Raw genomic sequence first — 18,091 nt, 5'->3', positions numbered from 1 at the left:
TAGATGACAATGATCAAGAAGGGGATGACGACAACGTTCGTCGCGCTTGCCATGGCCGCCACGGCCTTTACCGCCGCACCGGCTTTCGCCGCCGGCAAGATGACCATTTCCAGCCCGCAGGACCCGGGCAGCTGGGATCCGATCGACACCTTCCTCGTGCAATGGGCTGCCGTCGCCACCAACATTTTCGATGGCCTGACCTATCGCGGCCCGGACCTGAAGGTCGTGCCCGGCCTTGCCGAATCCTGGGAAGAGCTGGATGAGGGCAAGCGCATCCGCTTCAAGCTGCGCCAGAACGTCAAGTTCCACAATGGTGAGCCCTTCAACGCCGCCGCCGTCAAGTTCACCTTCGAGCGCCTTCTTGGCGAACAGGGTGCCAAGGGCCCGCAGCGCTCCAACTATGTCGCCATTGAAAGCGTCGATGTCATTGATGACTACACCGTCGACATGAAGCTGAAGGCGCCGGATCCGGTGCTGCTGACCAAGCTTGCCGGTTATGGCGGCATGATCGTTCCGCCGAAATACATTCAGGAAAAGGGCGAGGATAATTTCAACCTCAACCCTGTCGGCACCGGCGCGTTCAAATTCGTTTCCTACGCACCGAAGACCAATATCAAGCTCGAAGCCAACCCGGATTACTGGGGCGGCGCACCGAAGCTTTCCGAGCTTGAATATCGCTTCATCGCCGAGCCGGCGACCGCCGTTGCCGAATTGCAGGCCGGCCGCGTCGATCTCGTCATTCCGCCCACCATCCCGATTGGCATGATCCCGGTTATCCAAGGCGATTCCAAGCTTGAGATCGTCAGCGTGCCCGGCCCGACGGTCGATGCGCTGCGTTTCAACACCCGCGACGGCATCACCGCCGATCCGAAAGTGCGCAAGGCGATCATCATGGCCGTCGATCGCGGCACCATCGTCAAGTCGATCCTTGCCGGCCAGGCATCGGAAATCGCGAGCTTCCAGAGCGCGCTGTCCTTCGGTTACGATCCGGAACTGAAGCCGCTGCCTTACGATCCGGAAGGCGCGAAAAAGCTGCTTGCGGAAGCCGGCGTCAAGGCAGGCGCGGCGCTGCAGATCGATATCCGCGGCAATGACGCGACGATGAACGAAGTGGCGCAGGTCATTTCCAGCTACCTCTCCATGGTCGGCATCACCGCCACCATCAAGCCCTATGAAACCAACGTTCTGCTGAACGACATCATCCCGCAGGGCAAGACCGGCGCGATGTTCCAGCAGAAATGGGGCGGCTGGACCTTCGATTACGACAACACGGCCTATTCCATGTACCACTCCGGTGAAAAGTGGAACCCTTACGACAAGGACGAGAAGCTGGACAAGCTGCTGGAATCCCAGCGTCCGCTGACCGACCGTGCCGCGCGCGAAAAAATCCTCAAGGAAATCGGCAGCTATACCGCCGAACGCGCGCTGGAAATCCCGCTTTACAACACCAATGCCATTTACGGCATCAACAAGCGGGTCAAGGGTTTCGTCGCACCGCCGGATAACCGCCTGAAGCTGACCGACGTCACCGTCGAATAAGCGGGTTAATCCTGTGAACACGCCGCCTTGTCCGTCTCTCGCGGGCAAGGCGGATTTCTCTTCCCCCGTTTCCTCGCAAGGTAAAAAACGTGGCCGGTTTCCTCATCAAGCGATTGCTGCAGGCGATTTTTGTCGTCATCGCCATCACCCTTCTCGTTTCCTTCGCCATTCGCCTCACCGGCGATCCGGCTGTCACCATGTTCCAGGGCGGCGGCAGCATGACGGAAGACGATCTGGCGCGCATCCGCGCGGCGCTGGGCACCGACCGGCCGTTCTTCGTGCAATATTTCAGCTTCCTGAAGGGCCTTGTGACGCTCGATTTCGGCCGCAGCTTTACCGGCAGTACGCCGGTCTCGCGCCTCATCGCCGATGCCCTGCCCGCCACGCTTTTGCTCGCCTTCATCTCGATGGCAGTGTCGATCGCGCTTTCCATCCCGCTCGGCATCAAGGCGGCGACCTCGCGCGGCAAGACGGCCGATCAGGTGATCCGCATCTTTTCGCTCGTCGGCCTGTCCTTCCCGAATTTCTGGCTGGCCACCATGCTGGTGCTCTTGTTCTCCATCACGCTCGGCTGGCTGCCGCCCAGCGGCATGGGCGGTTTCGCAAGCTACATCATGCCCGCTGTCACCATGGGCGTCATCCTCACCGCCACCAATGTCCGCCTCGTGCGCACCGCCATGCTCGATACGCTGCGCTCGCAATACATCATGGTGGCGCGCGCCAAGGGCCTCAGCGAAAACAAGGTTCTCTACAAGCATGCGCTGCGCAACTGCGCCATTCCGCTCATCACCTATTTCGGCCTGCAATTCGGTGGGCTGCTCGGCGGTATCGTCGTCATCGAACGTGTCTTCAACTGGCCGGGCCTCGGCACGCTGGCCTTCGATGCGGTCGGCGCGCGCGATTATCCCGTGCTTCAGGCCGTCATCACCGTACTGTCGCTGATGATCGTCGGCATCAACCTTCTGGTCGATATCGCCTATGGGCTTGTCGATCCGCGCATCCGCACGGAGTAAGTGACGATGGCTGCCAAAACCTCGCGTCTCGCGCGCTTCACCAATCTCGAATTCGTCCTCGGCGCGTTCCTCACCGTAGTCATCTGCCTTGCCGTCGTCTTTTCCGACGTGCTGTTTCCGGGCGGCGCGGACAAGATCGACCTGATGGCGCGCCTTGCGAAGCCCTTTGCCAATGCCGCCCATCCGCTCGGCACCGATCCGCTGGGCCGTGACGTGCTCGCCCGCGTCGTCGCCGGCGGCAAGATTTCGCTGCTGGTCGGTTTCACCTCGGTCATCGGCGCGGTCATCTTCGGCGTCGCGGTCGGCCTGGTCGCCGGTTATTATCGCGGCTTCTGGGATATGCTGGTCATGCGCTTTGCCGATATCCAGCTCGCCATGCCCTTCATTCTGCTCGCCATCACCTTCATCGCCATTGTCGGCGGCAGCCTCACCAACACCATCATCCTGCTGATCGTCTCGCAATGGGTGCAATATGCCCGCCTCGTGCGCGGCTCGGTGCTGACGCTGCGGGAGCGGGAATTCATCCTTTCCGCCCGCGCCATCGGCGTGAAGGACTGGCGCATCATTCTCCAGCACCTGCTGCCGAACCTCATCGGTCCTGTCATCGTGCTGATGACGCTCAATGTCGCCAACAATATCCTGCTGGAAAGCAGCCTCACCTTCCTCGGCCTCGGCGTCGATCCGACCATTCCGAGCTGGGGCGGCATGCTGGCGGATGGACGGACCTATTTGCAGACGGCATGGTGGGTCAGCGTCTTCCCGGGTCTTGCCATCCTTCTGACGGTGCTTGGCCTCAACCTTCTCGGCGACTGGCTGCGCGACAGCCTCGACCCCACCGGCAGAACCTCGAGGTAACAGCGATGAGCCAGATTTTCGACCAGACTTTTGAACGCACGCTGGATGCGCTTCTCGCCAATGCCGAGCCCGGCCAGTCCTTCGAGGCATGGAGCTTCGATGACGCCAAAAGCCGCCGCGAAGCGGAAAACCGGCTGAAGAAAAAAGGCGTCAGCGCCCGCATCCGCAGCGCCTACAAGCCGCTTCTCTTCACCTTTCTGGAAGAGATCAATCTGGATGGCGTCGACACCATCGAGGTGCGTTATCCGGTGCACGCCAACGCACCCGCCAATCGTTTCCGGCTGGAAGCCTATCCGCTGGCCGCGCTGGTGGGCGGTGCGACGATCGACTTCGTCGCCCGAAAAGACGACGCCTTCCATTATGATGTTACCCTGAGCCGCAACGGCAAGAAGGAAACACTGAAGATTCTGGCGCCAAACCGGGTGCACACCGATATCGTCGGCGAAACCAATGTTTCACCCACGGGCTGGTTCCGGCTTGCCGGCGACACTGTGGGTGAGCGGCTGGAAACGGATTACGAACGGCTTTTCGAAGCCGCGATTCATGCCGTCGCCAACCACGGCTGGGGCGATGAAGAGCCCTATTTCGAGGAACTGAACATCCGCGTCGCGCATCCGGCCGAAGATCTGCCGCTCTCCCTTGGCGATGAGGTCGTCAGCCTGCGCGAAGCCCTGCATGAAGATTTCTATTTCTCGCTGCTGGAGTTCTTCCAGAAAAAGTCGGGCCGGCCGCTGGGCGACCGGGGCCTGAAGCCCGGCCAGATCGTGCCGGAAATCGTGAAAAGCGAAGGTGAAGTCTCCGTGCGCATCGAGGCCCGCACGCTCACCACCGCCTTTCTCGATGGCCGTGAACAGCAGATCGATACGGCCAGCGAACCGGTTGCGGCAGGCCAGCTCGCGAAACTGCTTGAAGAAATCGGCGGCGAAGCCTTCGAGGCCTGCTCCCGTTCCGGCCGTATTCTTGCCGCCCGTTATGTCGCCGGCAGCGATGCCGCGGTGATGATCAGCGGCGGCCAGCACCCCAACGAGACCACAGGCATCGTCGGCGCCATCCGCGCTGCCCGCAAACTCGCAGACCGCAAGGGCGCACATTTCACCATTTCGCCGCTGGAAAATCCTGACGGTTACGCCCTGCATCAACGGCTGAGAGCCGACAATCCGCGCCACATGCATCACGCGGCGCGTTACACGGCGCTCGGCGACGATCTCGAATATCGCACGCGGGAGAATTCGGGCGTCCACCTCAACGAGAAGGCGATCCGTTTCAAGGCGCAGGAAATGAGCGGCGCCAGCCTGCATGTGAACCTGCACGGTTATCCATCCCATGAATGGACCAGGCCGCTTTCCGGCTATGTACCGCGCAATTTTGCCATGTGGACGCTGCCGAAGGGGTTCTTCCTCATCATCCGCCACCATGCGGACTGGGAAAGGCAGGCCGAAGCCCTGCTCGACCGGGTGACCCGCCATCTCGGCGCCATTCCCGGCCTGCTCGATTACAACAATCGACAGATCGCGCTTTATGAAATCCACGCCGGCGAAACCGGTTTCCGCATCATCAACGGTTTCCCGTGCCTGTCCTCCGTCGACGACCGCCACACCGTGCCGATGACGCTGATCACCGAATATCCGGACGAGACGATCTACGGCAACGACTTCATCACCGGCCACACCGCGCAGATGGAAACGGTTCTCTCCGCCTATGATGCCTGGCAGGAGATTCTCGTCGGGGAAGTCGCCTGATATTGCAGGCCGCCCTCGATGGGCGGCCTATTTTCCCGCCGTGCCGGCGAGTTTTTGGTCCCGCTGCTTCTGCAAAAGCCTCTTGCCCTTGCTCAGAATATGCATATTAGCGGCATCAAGCTTGTTGTACCCGGCCTGAATAATATCAAGATCGGCAACGTGACCGATTGCTGCCAGCTCATGCATCACGTCGCCAATAGCGACATCGACACTCGGCTTTTGCAGGTTGACCACATCCTCCACCGCAGCATGCATGCCTTGCGCGTCTCCGCCCATGACGTGATACAGCGCCAGCGCCTTGCGAAGAAATGCTTCGCGGCGCTCGATCTTGTTGTTGAGTATACTTTCGCCAACGCGATCTCGCATCAACTCAACAACTCTATTTTGATATTCGCCCATCAGACACCAAATAAAGTTCACAATATGCTTCGCGAGGCTACAAACAATCCCCTTAGAACTGGTTAAGGCACGAGGCTTGCGCGGGTATGACCGTCCTTTTCGAAACATGCCACAAAAGCTGGTTTTCATGAGGAAGCATTTCGATACCACGTGCCGCGAAAACACCGGTCGTGATGGCTGCGGCGGCGCTATACATTGAGAATCACGGGATGATCACTATTGTGCGATCTCGCATGAGACAAACCCTGCGGGACGGGTATTGATAACCGTCAGGTTATTTATCACCCCCCTTATTTCATTTTACTTTGGCCACCGCACTCATCAATCTGGCAGCCTGGATCGGTGGATGGGAGCCACGGATCAATTGGGAGGAAATCATGAAATTACGGATCACCGCCGCCATCGCGGCCATCTGCTTCAGTACTGCCGCTTATGCCGAGACCATCAAGGTCGGCGTGGTCGGTCCGTTCTCCGGCCCCTTCGCGCTGCAGGGCAAGAACTTCAAGGCCGGCATCGATGCCTGGTTCGCCCTGCACGGCAACAAGGTCGGCGACGATACGATCGAGGTCGTCTATCGCGATGTGCCGCAGGCCGATCCGGCACAGTCCAAGGCGCTGGCGCAGGAGCTGGTGGTCAAGGAAGGCGTGCAATATCTCGCCGGCTTCTATTTCACCCCCGACGCCATGGCCGTCACGCCTTTGCTGAAGCAGGGCAACGTACCGATGGTCATCATGAATGCCGCCACTTCGGCCATCGTGACCAAGAGCCCCTATGTGGTGCGCACCTCGTTCACCACCTGGCAGACCTCCACCCCCATCGCCAAAGTGGCCTTTGATGGCGGCGTGAAGAAGGTCATCTCACTGGTCAGCGATTATGGCCCGGGCGTCGATGCCGAGAACGCCTTCAAGGCGGCCTTCACCGCCGCCGGCGGCGAGGTTGTCGAAAGCATCCGCATGCCGCTTTCCACCAATGATTTCAGCCCGATCATGCAGCGCGTGAAGGATTCCGGCGCGCAAGGCGTTTTCGCCTTCCTGCCGTCGGGCCCGACCACGCTCGGTTTCGTCAAGGCCTTCAACGATAACGGCCTGAAATCCGCAGGCGTCAAACTCTTCGCACCGGGCGATCTGACGCAGGAATCCGACCTGCCGGCGCTTGGCGAAGCCGCACTCGGCATGCAGACGACCTTCCATTACGCCGTCTCGCATGATTCCCCTGAGAACAAGACCTTCGTGGAGGCCGCCGCCAAAGCGATCGGCAATCCGAAGGAGCTCTCCTTCCCTTCCGTCGGCGCCTTTGACGGCATGTATGTCATCAGCAAGATGATTGAGGCCACCGGCGGCAAACAGGATGCGGAAAAGGCAGTGGACGCGGTGAAGGGCCTTTCCTGGACAAGCCCGCGCGGCCCTGTCAGCATCGATCCGGAAAGCCGCCACATCACGCAGAACATCTATCTGCGCGAAGTGGCAAAGGGTGATGACGGCAATTATTACAACAAGGAAGTCCAGACCTTCGAAAAACAGGGCGATCCGGGCCTTGCCGCCGCGAAGTAACGGCAGCTTTTAAAAGACGTTGTCGGGCCGCCAATAGCGGCCCGTCTCCGGCCCGGATGGGCATTGCAGCACCGGGAGGAATTTTTCAGCATGCAGACGGTCTTCAGCATCCTTGTCGATGCGCTTGCCTATGGCATGGTCCTGTTCATCATCTCCATCGGCCTTTCGGTGACGATGGGGCTGATGCGGGTGGTCAATCTAGCGCATGGCGCCTTCGCCATGATCGGCGGTTATCTCGCCTCCTATGCCGCCCATGGCCTCGGACTCGGTTATGCCGTGGCGATCCTCGTCGCCATCGTCGGAACCATCGTCATTGCCATTCCGCTTGAGCGTTTTCTCTATCGCCGCATCTATGGCGCGCCGGAATTGACGCAGGTGCTGATGACCATCGGCATCACGTTCTGCATCATCGGCATCGCCAATTTCGTCTTCGGCCCGACGCTGAAGACCATTCCGCTGCCGCAGCAGCTGGCCGGCCCCACCGATCTCGGCTTCCGCACCATCGCCACGCATCGCATCTTCGCCATTGCCTGCGGTCTTGCCGTGGCGGGTGCATTGTGGTTCACCTTCGAAAAGACCGCCTTCGGTATCAAGCTGCGCGCTGCTGTCGATAATGCCGCCATGGCGGCCGCACTCGGCGTTCGCACCGAGGTTATCTATGCCGTCAGCTTCGCCATCGCCGTCGGCCTTGCCGCCATGGGCGGCGTCATCGGCGCGGAATTGCTGCCGGTCGAACCCTATTATGCGCTGCGTTATATGGTGACCTTCCTCGTGGTGGTCTCGGTCGGCGGCGCGGGCTCCATTCCCGGCGCGCTGATCGCCTGCCTGCTGCTCGGCGCCATCGATACGACCGGGCGCTATCTCGCGCCCGAATATGGCGAATTCTTCTTTTACCTGGCGGTCATCGTGATCATCACGCTGTTCCCGCGCGGCCTTCTCGGAAGGGCGAAATGAGATGGCGGTGCTCATGAACGACGTGACTGAAACGGCAGACACCCCGAAGGCACGCTCACCGCTGCGCACGCTCGCGGGACCGCTCCTCATCATCGCCGCCGCGCTTGCCGGTTATTACCTGTTTCCGGATAATCTGGCGCTTCTGACCCGCATCATCGCCATTGCGCTTCTCGTGCTGTCGATCGATCTCGTCACCGGCTATTGTGGCGTCGCAACGCTTGGCCATGCCGCGCTCTTCGGCGCGGGCGCCTATGCCGCCGGCATTGCCGCCGCCCATTTCGAGATTACCGATCCGCTGCTGATGACCGTGATCGGCGCGGCTGCGGGCGGCGTGGCCGGGCTGGTCTCCGGGACGGTTCTGTTGCGCGCCCACGGCCTGCCGCAGCTCGTTCTTTCCATCGCCGTCATCCACCTGTTCCACGAGGCTGCCAACAAGGCATCGGGCTGGACGGGCGGCAGCGACGGTCTTGCCGGCGTTTCCCCGGACGCGCTGTTCGGCACCTTCGAATTCGACCTTTTCGGCCGCACCGCCTATATTTACGGCGTCTGTCTGCTGCTGGTCGTCTTCCTCGCCCTCAGGGTCGTGGTCAATTCGCCCTTCGGCATGTTGTGCCGCGGCGTCAAACAGGACAGCATCCGCATTCAGGCCATGGGCGGCGCCGTCAACGGCACGATTTTGAAGATGTTCGTCATATCGGGCATCGTCGCCGGCATTGGCGGTGCGCTGAATGCCATCTCCACCCAGGTCGTCGGTCTCGATAGCCTCAGTTTCACGCTTTCGGCCGAAGCGCTGGTCATGCTGGTGCTCGGCGGCGCGGGTTCGCTTTACGGCGCGCTGATCGGCACCGTCACCTTCATGTGGTTCGAAGATGTCGTTTCCGCCGCCAATCCGTTCCACTGGCTCACCATTGTCGGCCTGCTGCTGATTGCCGTCGTGCTGTTTGCGCCGCGCGGGCTTTATGGCGCGGGTGAGCAGATCATCGCGCGCATCCGTGGAGGTCGCAAATGAGCGCCATTTTCGAAGTCTCCGGCCTCAAGAAGAATTTCGGCGGCCTCGTCGTCACCAACAATGTCTCGCTGTCGCTGTCGCCGGGAGACCGCACGGTGCTGATCGGCCCGAATGGCGCCGGCAAGACCACCTTCGTCAATCTGGTCACCGGCAATATCAAGCCCTCGGCCGGCACGGTGCGCATCGCCGGCGAGGATGTGACCGGCCTCAGCGCCAGCCAGCGGGTGAAGCGCGGCCTCGTCCGCTCCTTCCAGGTCACAAGGCTGTTTCAGGACATGACGCCGGAGGAACATGTGGCGCTTGCCATTCTCCAGCGCGAAGGCAAGACGGGCCGGATTTTCGGCCGTTACCGCGCCATGCCTGCGGTGATGAGCGAAGCCCGCGACATTCTCGGCACGCTCGGTCTTCTGGCCCTTGCAGAAACCCGCGTGCGCGAAATCGCCTATGGCCAGCAGCGGCTGATCGAGATCGCGCTTGCCATGGCGCTTCGCCCGAAAATCCTGCTGCTGGACGAACCGGCCGCCGGCGTGCCTTCCACGGAAACCGCGCGCATCGAACAGGCGCTCGACCGGCTGCCGGCCGATCTCGCCATATTGATGATCGAGCACGACATGGATCTGGTCTTCCGTTTTGCCAAACGTGTGGTGGTACTCGCCGCAGGCGCCGTCATCTTCGACGGTTCGCCTGATGACGTCACCAGCAATGCGGAAGTCCGCCAAGCCTATCTGGGAAGTTACGCCGATGCCCGCAGCGCCGCTTGAAATCGTCAACCTCACCGCCGGTTATGGCCCCACCCGCGTCATCGAGGGCCTGTCGCTTTCCGTGCCGTCGGGCTCGCGTTTCGCGGTTCTCGGCCGCAACGGCGTTGGCAAGACCAGCCTTTTCGCCACGCTGGCCGGCCAGACGAAACGTTTCGCCGGCGATATCCGCATCGGCGGGCAGGACATCGCCGCTCTGCCGAGTGCCGCCCGCGCCAAAGCCGGCCTCGGCTACGTGCCGCAGACGCGTGACGTTTTCCCGACGCTGACCGTCGAGGAGAACCTGTTCGTCGGCCTCAAGGCCCGGCCGAAATCGGCCATCGAGGAAGCCTACACGCTGTTTCCGCGCCTGAAGGAGCGCCGCCGCAATCTCGGCTCGCAACTTTCCGGCGGCGAACAGCAAATGCTTTCCACCGCCCGCACGATTCTCGGCCAGCCGCGCGTGCTGCTGCTCGATGAACCGCTGGAAGGCCTCGCCCCCGTCATCTGCGAGGAGCTGATGGCGGCCTTCTCCAAACTGGCGCAATCGGGCGAAATGACCATTCTCCTCGTCGAACAACGCATCCAGATGGCCATCGACTTCGCCGACCACGCCATCATCATGGAACGCGGCCGCATCGTCTGGGAGGGGCCATCCAGCGACCTTGCTGAGAACCCGGATATTATCGATACGCATCTTGGCGTTGGCGGGCTGCACTGAGTCCACCCCACCCTCATTCCTGTGCTTGTCACAGGAATCCAGCCAGCCCAAGTCCTTGGGCTGGAACGAGTCTCTCGCCGCGCAGACGCGCGTCGGCTGGATCCCTGTGACAAGCACAGGGATGAGGTGAGTGTGTGGTGACCGTCGGTGGCTTGGTCATAAGGCGTGGGTCACAGGCCATGCAGATGAGCAGATATATCACCCCAATCCGGATTGGTGCTTTCAATCAGATTGAGCTTCCATTGCCGCGGCCATTTCTTGATCGTTTTTTCGCGCGTAATAGCGCTCGTCAACAGGTCGTATTCCTCGAACCACACGAGCATCTTCACGCCATATCGCGAAGTAAAGCCGGGTGTTAGTTCATTCTGATGTTCGAAAATCCTGTTCGGTAAATCCTTCGTCACACCAGTATAGAGCGTGCCGTTTCGTTTGGATGCTAAAATATAAACGTAACCCTTCATGTAAATGAACGTGCATCTTTCTCGATTACTTCACAAGGGAAAACCCGCGCTCCCCTCATTCCTGTGCTCGTCACAGGAATCCAGTCAGCCCAAGTCCTTGGGCTGGAAGGGCTCTCTCGCCGCGCAGACGCGCGGCGGCTGGATCCCTGTGACATCCTCGGGCTTGTTCCGGGGAACAGGGATGAGGAGAGTATGCTGGCCATTACTGCCCCAAATGCCGTCCATCACTCATACCTCAAAAAACCCAATGGAATAAAAATTCCACTGCAGTTAAAGTGCACACGATTTCAGTCTGCACAAAGGAACGACAATGACGGCAATCGAGGCGCCAGAATCCGTAAAGGCTTTTGAGGAGCGGCTGCTCCAGGTCGCGGAGGGTTTGCCGAAACGATTGCGGCAATGCGCCGATTATGTCGCCTCCAATCAGGATCGCATCGCCGTTTCCACCGTCGCCGAAATGGCGGAAGGGGCTGGCGTACAGCCCTCGGCCTTCATGCGTTTTTGCCAGATCATGGGCTTTTCCGGCTTTTCGGAAATGCAGCGGCTGTTCCGTGATTCCTATGTCGGCGGCTGGCCGGATTATGCCACGCGGCTCGACCATTTGCGGGAGAAGGGCGATGAAAGCGCGTCCGGCCTGCTTGCCGAATTCGTGGAGGCCGGCCGTTCCTCGCTGGAAATGCTGCTCAAATCGGTCGATACACGCCAGCTTGACGAAGCGGTTTCGGCCCTGGCGAAGGCGCGCACCGTGCATATCATCGGTCTGCGGCGCTCTTTCCCGATTGCCAGCTATCTCGCTTACGCCTTTGAGAAAATGAAGGTGCCGGCGGTTCTGCACAGTGCGGTCGGCGGGCTCGGCAATATCAGCGCCATTTCCCGCGACGACGCCCTGATCGCGATCACCTTTTCTCCCTATTCCGCCGAAACGCTGGAGCTGGCGGAAAACGCCCGCGCCAACGGTATTCCGGTCGTGGCGCTCTCCGATTCCGCTGTCAATCCGCTGCGCAAATCCGGTGCGACGCTGCTGACCGTCACCGAGATCGATTTCGGCGCGTTCCGCTCGCTTTCCGCCACGCTCTGTCTGGCCATTACGCTGGCCGTGGCTGTGGGAACTCGCAAAACAGCCTGAATATTTTTATTGAAAACGGAAAAAATAGAATTTATGATCCAAATCCATGAAACGGGCATTCCATAATCGTCCGTCTCGTGACGAACGAAAATGAGCGGAGGAGGCTCATCGGAGCGGGACGGCGAAAGATGCGGGCGATCGTCGCCTGAATGCCGCTCCAGACATGTGAGGCAGACCGTACCGAGGTGCGGTGCTAAGGAGGAACCTTTTGAAAAAACTTGATCTCATCACGATCGGGCGCTCGTCTGTCGATCTGTACGGTTCGCAGGTCGGCGGCCGTCTGGAGGACATGGCCTCCTTTGCCAAATATATCGGCGGCTCTCCCACCAATATCGCAGCCGGCGCTGCCCGCCTCGGGCTCAACAGCGCCGTCATCACCCGCGTCGGCGATGAACACATGGGCCGCTTCATCCGCGAACAGCTGGTGCGCGAAGGCGTCGACGTGCGCGGCGTAAAGACCGATCCGGAGCGGCTGACCGCGCTGGTGCTGCTCGGCATTCGCGACCAGAACCAGTTCCCGCTGATCTTCTACCGCGAAAACTGCGCCGACATGGCGCTCAGCGAAGGCGATATCGATCCCGCCTTCATTGCCGAAGCCGGCTGCGTCTGCGCCACCGGCACGCATCTGTCGCATCCGAAGACGGAAGCGGCCGTGCTGAAGGCGCTGAAACTCGCCCGCGAAAATGGCGCAAAGACCGCGCTCGATATCGATTACCGGCCCAACCTCTGGGGTGTGGCCGGCCATGGCGATGGCGAGAGCCGTTTCGTCGAATCGCAGAAGGTCACCGCCAAGCTGCAATCCACCCTGCATCTCTTCGACCTGATTGTCGGCACCGAGGAAGAGTTCCACATTGCCGGCGGCTCCACCGATACGCTGACCGCGCTGAACGCCGTACGCAAGGTTTCGAATGCGACGCTGGTGTGCAAGCGCGGGCCGATGGGTGCTTCGGTTTTCGCCGGTGAAATTCCTTCCAGCCTCGACGATGGCGAGACGGGCGAAGGTTTCCCGATCGAGGTCTTCAACGTTCTGGGTGCCGGCGATGGCTTCATGGCCGGGCTGTTCCGTGGCTGGCTGCGCGGCGAAGACTGGCCGACGACGCTGAAATACGCCAATGCCTGCGGCGCTTTCGCCGTCTCCCGCCATGGCTGCACGCCCGCCTATCCGAGCTGGGAAGAGCTGCAATATTTCTTCAAGGCCGGCATTCGCAACAAGGCGCTGCGCAAGGACGAGGCGCTGGAGCAGGTGCACTGGTCGACCAACCGCAAGGGCGACTGGGACACGATGCGCGTCTTCGCCTTCGACCACCGCATGCAGCTGGAAGCCATCGCCGACGAGCTTGGCGTGAAGCACGAGCAGATCGGCGCTTTCAAGAAGCTCTGCCTTCAGGCCGCGCAGCAGGTTGCCGGCGACAGGCCGGGTTACGGCATTCTCTGCGATGGCCGCCTTGGCCGTGACGCCCTTTTTGCCGCCAGCGGCTCGGGCCTGTGGATCGGCCGCCCGGTGGAATGGCCAGGTTCGCGCCCGCTGACGCTGGAACCCGATCTCGGCAAGGATTTCGGCGGTCTTTCCGAATGGCCGCTTGAAAATGTCGTCAAGGTTCTGTGTTTCTATCATCCCGACGATACGGATGAGATGCGCACCGCGCAGGAAGAGACGGTCATGCGTCTGTTCCAGGCGACACGCCGCAACCGGCTGGAAATGCTGCTGGAGGTCATTCCCTCCAAGGTAGGCCCGACCGACGATTTGACCGCCGCCCGAATCATCGAGCGCTTTTACGAGATCGGGGTCTATCCCGACTGGTGGAAGCTGGAGCCAATGAAGACCCGTGCTGCGTGGAAAAACGCCTGCGACGCCGTGCATCGCAACGATCCTTACGTTCGGGGCATCGTCGTTCTCGGTCTCGACGCACCGCAAAGCGAACTGGAGGAGAGCTTCCGCCTTGCCGCCGGTTTCGATCTGGTCAAAGGTTTCGCCGTTGGCCGCACGATTTTCGCGGATGCCGCCCGCAGTTGGCTCGGTGGCAAGATGACCGATGAGGAAGCGGTAAAGGATATGGCGCAGCGCTATACCAGCCTGTGCCGCATTTGGGATGAGGCGCGCGCCAAAAAGGGAGAGGCAGCGTGAAGACAATCAGAATGACGGCTGCGCAGGCCATGGTTCGTTACCTGGCAGCGCAGATGAATGAACACGGCGAAACCTATATCGCCGGCATGTGGGCCATTTTCGGCCATGGCAATGTCGCCGGCATCGGCGAAGCGCTTTATGGCATCCGCGACGAACTGCCGACCTATCGTGGCCAGAACGAGCAGTCCATGGCCCATGCGGCCATTGCCTATTCGAAGCAGCTGCGCCGCCGCCGCGCCATGGCGGTCACCTCCTCCATCGGCCCCGGTGCGGCCAATATGGTGACGGCTGCGGCGCTCGCGCATGTCAACCGCCTGCCGGTGCTGTTGATCCCCGGCGATGTCTTCGCCAATCGCGGCCCGGACCCTGTGCTGCAGCAGCTGGAAGATTTCGGCGATGGCACGATGACGGTCAATGACTGCTTCCGCCCTGTCAGCCGTTATTTCGACCGCATCATGCGGCCGGAACAGTTGCTGACAGCGCTTCCTCGCGCCATGCGCACCATGACGGACCCGGCCGATTGCGGCCCCGTCACGCTCGCCTTCTGCCAGGATGTGCAGGCGGAAGCCTATGATTACCCCGAGAGCTTCTTCGAAAAGCGTGTCTGGCGTCAGCGCCGCCCCGAGCCGGACGTGGTGGAATTCGATGAAGCCGTCGCTGCGCTGAAGGCGGCGAAGAACCCGATCATCGTTGCCGGTGGCGGCGTGCATTTTGCCGGCGCAACCGAAACCCTGAAGCGCTTTGCCGAAACCCATTCCATTCCCGTCGTCGAAACGCAGGCCGGTAAATCGGCCCTCGCCTGGGATCATGATCTGAATTTCGGCCCGGTCGGTGTCACCGGTGCTGAAAGCGCCAATATCGTCAGCGAAAAGGCCGACCTGGTCTTCGGTGTCGGCACCCGTTTTCAGGATTTCACCACTGGCTCCTGGGCGCTGTTCAAGAACCCGAACCGCAAAATCCTGGCGCTTAACGTTCAGCCCTATGACAGCGCCAAGCACGATGCCATCAGCCTGACGGCGGATGCGAAGATCGGACTTGAGAAACTTTCCGCAGCGCTTGGCAGCCACCGTTTTGCGGCGCCGGATGCCGGTCTCAAGGCTGCATGGTTTAAAAAGGCCGATGCCGATACGGCAGCGCCGGGCGAAGACAATGCCAACAGCCTGCCCACCGACATGCAGGTCATCGGCGCGGTGCAGCGCCAGTCGCGTGACAATACCGTCGTCATGTGCGCCGCAGGCACCATGCCGGGCGAGCTTCACCAGCTGTGGAAATCCAAGCTGCCGCTTTCCTATCACATGGAATACGGCTTCTCCTGCATGGGTTATGAAGTGGCCGGCGGCCTCGGCATCAAGATGGCGGAACCGGACCGCGACGTGATCGTCATGGTCGGCGACGGCTCATACATGATGATGAATTCCGAGCTTGCGACCTCGGTTGCCATGGGCGTCAAGATCACGCTCGTCATCACCGACAACAGGGGTTACGGCTGCATCAATCGGCTGCAGATGGAAACCGGCGGCGCGGAGTTCAACAATCTCTACGCCCATACCAACGTCAACCCGATCGCCATCGATTTCGTGGCCCATGCCGGCTCGATGGGGGCGGATGCGCGCAAGGTTTCCACCATAAGCGAGCTGGAAGAGGCGCTTGCCGCAGCCCGCGCCTCCAGCCGCACCACCGTCATCGTCATCGATACCGATCCTTACCCGACGCCGCAGGCCGGCGGTCACTGGTGGGATGTCGCGGTGCCTGAAACCTCTGATCGCGCTGAAGTCGCCGATGCGCGCGCTCGTTATGAAAACCATCTCAAGGAAAGACAATAAGATGATCCGTTACGGTACCAACCCGATTGCCTGGTCCAACGACGACGACCGTACGCTGGGCGCACATATCAGCCTGGAACAATGCCTCGATGAAACCGCCAAGATCGGTTTCGACGGCATCGAAAAAGGCCACAAGTTCCCGACGGAGCCGGAAGGCCTGAAGGGCGTGCTTTCGCCGCGCGGCCTCTCCTTCGTCTCCGGCTGGCATTCGCTGAACCTTCTGACCGACGACATCGAATCCGAAAAGAAGGCGATGCAGCCGGCGCTTGACCTGCTGAAAGCCATGGGCTCGAAGGTCATCATCGTCTGCGAAACCTCCAATGCCATCCATGGTGCCGATGACAAGGCGCTGGTTGACCGTCCGCGCCTTGCGGCCGAGGACTGGGCGAAATTCGGTGCGGGTGTCGAAGCACTGGCCGCTTTTGCCGCAGAACAGGGCATCACCCTCGTTTATCACCACCACATGGGAACGGTGGTCGAGAGCGAAGAGGAAATCGATCTCCTGATGAAGCATACCGGCCCGAAGACGCATCTGCTGCTCGATACCGGCCATTGCCTGTTCGGCGGCGGCGATCCCGTGCGCGTTGCGCAGAAATACATGGGTCGTGTCGGCCATATCCACGCCAAGAATGTGCGTCCGGTCATTGCCGATCAGGTGCGCAATGAGCGGCTCTCCTTCCTCGAAGGCGTTCGCCGCGGCGTCTTCACCGTGCCGGGCGACAGCGAAGGCGGCGTGAACTTCCAGCCGGTGCTGAAGGTGGCGGCCGAGCATGGTTACAGCGGCTGGCTGGTGATCGAGGCGGAACAGGACCCGGATGTCCGCAACCCGTTCGAATATCAGAGCCTCGGGCTTAAATCGCTGAAGGCTTTTGCGCGCGAAGCAGGGCTGGACAAGGCTCAGGCTGCTTGAGCTGAGAGGGGGGCATTCGTCCATATATCCAGAATCGTATGTTCCGGTGCACCCCCTCCTCCCTCATTCCTGTGCTTGTCACAGGAATCCAGCCGACGCGCGTCGGCGCGGCGGGAAGACTCCTCTCAGCCCAAGGACTTGGGCTGGCTGGATCCCTGTGACGAGCACAGGGATGAGGGAAACGCGGGAATAGCCGCCCGATAAATTGAACGACTGACCAAAAAGGAACACCACCATGACCTCACTTCTGCGCAAGCCGATCGCGACCAGCGGCAAGGTGCACGACATCACGCCCCAAAGCGCGGATTGGGGTTATGTCGGTTTCGGCCTCTACCGCCTGAAGCCGGGCGAAACGGCGGCGGAAAACACCGGCGATACCGAAGTCATCCTCGTGCTGGTCGAAGGCAAGGCGACGATTTCCGCCGGCGGGAAGGATTTCGGGGAACTCGGCGACCGCATGAATGTGTTCGAACGTAAGCCGCCGCACTGCGTCTACGTGCCCGCAGGCTCCGAATGGTCGCTGACCGCCACGACCGACTGCACCATCGGCGTCTGCACCGCACCCGGCGAAAAAGGCAGCCGCGAGGCGCAGCAGATCGGTCCCAATGGCGTGCAGCTGACGGAGCGTGGCAAGGGCGCCAATACGCGTTACATCTTCCCCATCGCCATGGAAGAGCGCGATGTGGCCGACAGCCTGCTGGTAACGGAAGTCTTCACGCCGTCGGGCAACTGGTCCTCCTATCCGCCGCACCGGCATGATGAGGATAATTATCCCGACATGACCTATCTGGAGGAGACCTATTATCATCGCCTCAACCCGGCGCAGGGTTTCGGCTTCCAGCGCGTCTTTACCGAAGACGGTTCGCTGGATGAGACCATGGCGGTGTCGGACGGCGATGTCGTGCTGGTGCCCAAGGGCCACCACCCCTGCGGCGCGCCCTATGGCTATGAGATGTATTATCTGAACGTGATGGCGGGACCGATGCGCAAATGGCGCTTCAAGAACCACCCGGCTCACGACTGGATTTTCAAACGGGATAATCCGTAATTCACTCACCTGTCCTCATTCCTGTGCTTGTCACAGGAATCCAGCCGGCGCGCGTCTGCGCGACGGGGAGAGTCTTCCCAGC

16 protein-coding genes are annotated in these 18,091 nt (G+C 60.9%); 14 read left to right on the top strand and 2 right to left on the bottom strand.

All coding sequences use genetic code 11. The annotated features are described in order from the left end of the window. The first annotated feature begins 3 nt into the window (after positions 1 to 3). The 4 genes from AC1ROR_RS16470 (at position 4) to AC1ROR_RS16455 (ending at position 5,146) form a co-directional block, all read left to right on the top strand. Positions 4 to 1,539, top strand: coding sequence for an ABC transporter substrate-binding protein (locus AC1ROR_RS16470; RefSeq protein ID WP_498590068.1), 1,536 nt, complete (start codon positions 4 to 6; stop codon positions 1,537 to 1,539). Positions 1,540 to 1,628: 89 nt separating this feature from the next. Next, positions 1,629 to 2,552: an ABC transporter permease gene (locus tag AC1ROR_RS16465; RefSeq protein ID WP_279658277.1), complete on the top strand. Its 924-nt coding sequence runs from the start codon at positions 1,629 to 1,631 to the stop codon at positions 2,550 to 2,552. A 6-nt stretch (positions 2,553 to 2,558) separates the two neighbouring features. After that, positions 2,559 to 3,407 carry an ABC transporter permease gene (locus AC1ROR_RS16460; RefSeq protein ID WP_059758452.1) on the top strand — a complete coding sequence of 283 codons (849 nt, stop codon included), beginning with the start codon at positions 2,559 to 2,561 and terminating at the stop codon, positions 3,405 to 3,407. 5 nt (positions 3,408 to 3,412) lie between these two features. Then, the gene (locus AC1ROR_RS16455; RefSeq protein WP_498590067.1) at positions 3,413 to 5,146 is read left to right on the top strand and encodes a M14 family metallopeptidase; all 1,734 of its coding nucleotides are present in this window, start codon (positions 3,413 to 3,415) and stop codon (positions 5,144 to 5,146) included. Positions 5,147 to 5,173: 27 nt separating this feature from the next. Here AC1ROR_RS16455 and AC1ROR_RS16450 read toward each other — a convergent pair whose 3' ends face one another. Then, positions 5,174 to 5,545 (bottom strand): hypothetical protein, encoded by a 372-nt coding sequence (locus tag AC1ROR_RS16450; protein WP_035226135.1) that lies wholly within the window; start codon positions 5,543 to 5,545, stop codon positions 5,174 to 5,176. Between the two features lie 377 nt (positions 5,546 to 5,922). On the opposite strand from AC1ROR_RS16450, the gene AC1ROR_RS16445 reads away from it, so the two are divergent. The 5 genes from AC1ROR_RS16445 (at position 5,923) to AC1ROR_RS16425 (ending at position 10,516) form a co-directional block, all read left to right on the top strand. Further along, positions 5,923 to 7,095, top strand: a complete 1,173-nt coding sequence (locus AC1ROR_RS16445; protein ID WP_498590066.1) for an ABC transporter substrate-binding protein — start codon at positions 5,923 to 5,925, stop codon at positions 7,093 to 7,095. Between the two features lie 90 nt (positions 7,096 to 7,185). Beyond that, positions 7,186 to 8,049 (top strand): branched-chain amino acid ABC transporter permease, encoded by an 864-nt coding sequence (locus AC1ROR_RS16440; protein WP_003519826.1) that lies wholly within the window; start codon positions 7,186 to 7,188, stop codon positions 8,047 to 8,049. Between the two features lies 1 nt (position 8,050). Beyond that, a complete protein-coding gene (locus tag AC1ROR_RS16435) occupies positions 8,051 to 9,058 on the top strand; it encodes a branched-chain amino acid ABC transporter permease (RefSeq protein WP_498590065.1) in 1,008 nt (335 codons plus the stop codon). Beyond that, positions 9,055 to 9,819 (top strand): ABC transporter ATP-binding protein, encoded by a 765-nt coding sequence (locus tag AC1ROR_RS16430; protein WP_295984793.1) that lies wholly within the window; start codon positions 9,055 to 9,057, stop codon positions 9,817 to 9,819. Before AC1ROR_RS16435 ends, AC1ROR_RS16430 begins: the two co-directional genes overlap by 4 nt. Further along, entirely contained in the window at positions 9,800 to 10,516 is a 717-nt protein-coding gene (locus AC1ROR_RS16425; RefSeq protein WP_003519829.1) for an ABC transporter ATP-binding protein, read from the top strand. The genes AC1ROR_RS16430 and AC1ROR_RS16425 overlap by 20 nt, the downstream gene beginning before the upstream one ends. A 170-nt stretch (positions 10,517 to 10,686) precedes the next feature. Here AC1ROR_RS16425 and AC1ROR_RS16420 read toward each other — a convergent pair whose 3' ends face one another. After that, a complete protein-coding gene (locus AC1ROR_RS16420; protein ID WP_035226125.1) occupies positions 10,687 to 10,977 on the bottom strand; it encodes a GIY-YIG nuclease family protein in 291 nt (96 codons plus the stop codon). Between the two features lie 310 nt (positions 10,978 to 11,287). Between AC1ROR_RS16420 and AC1ROR_RS16415 the strand changes: the two genes are divergently transcribed. From AC1ROR_RS16415 to iolB, 5 genes are all read left to right on the top strand, one after another. Beyond that, a complete protein-coding gene (locus AC1ROR_RS16415) occupies positions 11,288 to 12,103 on the top strand; it encodes a MurR/RpiR family transcriptional regulator (RefSeq protein ID WP_003519830.1) in 816 nt (271 codons plus the stop codon). Between the two features lie 208 nt (positions 12,104 to 12,311). Then, positions 12,312 to 14,228 (top strand): bifunctional 5-dehydro-2-deoxygluconokinase/5-dehydro-2-deoxyphosphogluconate aldolase, encoded by a 1,917-nt coding sequence (locus AC1ROR_RS16410; protein ID WP_498590064.1) that lies wholly within the window; start codon positions 12,312 to 12,314, stop codon positions 14,226 to 14,228. Further along, the gene (gene iolD / locus AC1ROR_RS16405; protein WP_498590063.1) at positions 14,225 to 16,051 is read left to right on the top strand and encodes a 3D-(3,5/4)-trihydroxycyclohexane-1,2-dione acylhydrolase (decyclizing); all 1,827 of its coding nucleotides are present in this window, start codon (positions 14,225 to 14,227) and stop codon (positions 16,049 to 16,051) included. Before AC1ROR_RS16410 ends, iolD begins: the two co-directional genes overlap by 4 nt. 1 nt (position 16,052) lies before the next feature. Continuing rightward, positions 16,053 to 16,961 (top strand): myo-inosose-2 dehydratase, encoded by a 909-nt coding sequence (iolE, locus tag AC1ROR_RS16400; RefSeq protein WP_498590062.1) that lies wholly within the window; start codon positions 16,053 to 16,055, stop codon positions 16,959 to 16,961. Positions 16,962 to 17,196: 235 nt separating this feature from the next. Next, entirely contained in the window at positions 17,197 to 18,009 is an 813-nt protein-coding gene (iolB, locus tag AC1ROR_RS16395) for a 5-deoxy-glucuronate isomerase (RefSeq protein WP_498590061.1), read from the top strand. Positions 18,010 to 18,091 lie beyond the last annotated feature (82 nt).

The sequence above is a fragment of the Agrobacterium sp. GW821-FHT14E08 genome (assembly GCF_058803865.1).
This window is presented reverse-complemented; position numbering and strand designations above follow the sequence as displayed.

Coding starts and splice junctions, on each gene's coding strand:
- AC1ROR_RS16415 (WP_003519830.1), top strand. CDS start 11,288: ATGACGGCAATCGAGGCGCCAGAATCCGTAAAGGCTTTTGAGGAGCGG.
- iolE (WP_498590062.1), top strand. CDS start 16,053: ATGATCCGTTACGGTACCAACCCGATTGCCTGGTCCAACGACGACGAC.
- AC1ROR_RS16420 (WP_035226125.1), bottom strand. CDS start 10,977: ATGAAGGGTTACGTTTATATTTTAGCATCCAAACGAAACGGCACGCTC.
- AC1ROR_RS16435 (WP_498590065.1), top strand. CDS start 8,051: ATGGCGGTGCTCATGAACGACGTGACTGAAACGGCAGACACCCCGAAG.
- AC1ROR_RS16445 (WP_498590066.1), top strand. CDS start 5,923: ATGAAATTACGGATCACCGCCGCCATCGCGGCCATCTGCTTCAGTACT.
- AC1ROR_RS16455 (WP_498590067.1), top strand. CDS start 3,413: ATGAGCCAGATTTTCGACCAGACTTTTGAACGCACGCTGGATGCGCTT.
- iolB (WP_498590061.1), top strand. CDS start 17,197: ATGACCTCACTTCTGCGCAAGCCGATCGCGACCAGCGGCAAGGTGCAC.
- AC1ROR_RS16460 (WP_059758452.1), top strand. CDS start 2,559: ATGGCTGCCAAAACCTCGCGTCTCGCGCGCTTCACCAATCTCGAATTC.
- AC1ROR_RS16430 (WP_295984793.1), top strand. CDS start 9,055: ATGAGCGCCATTTTCGAAGTCTCCGGCCTCAAGAAGAATTTCGGCGGC.
- AC1ROR_RS16450 (WP_035226135.1), bottom strand. CDS start 5,545: ATGGGCGAATATCAAAATAGAGTTGTTGAGTTGATGCGAGATCGCGTT.
- AC1ROR_RS16440 (WP_003519826.1), top strand. CDS start 7,186: ATGCAGACGGTCTTCAGCATCCTTGTCGATGCGCTTGCCTATGGCATG.
- AC1ROR_RS16425 (WP_003519829.1), top strand. CDS start 9,800: ATGCCCGCAGCGCCGCTTGAAATCGTCAACCTCACCGCCGGTTATGGC.
- AC1ROR_RS16470 (WP_498590068.1), top strand. CDS start 4: ATGACAATGATCAAGAAGGGGATGACGACAACGTTCGTCGCGCTTGCC.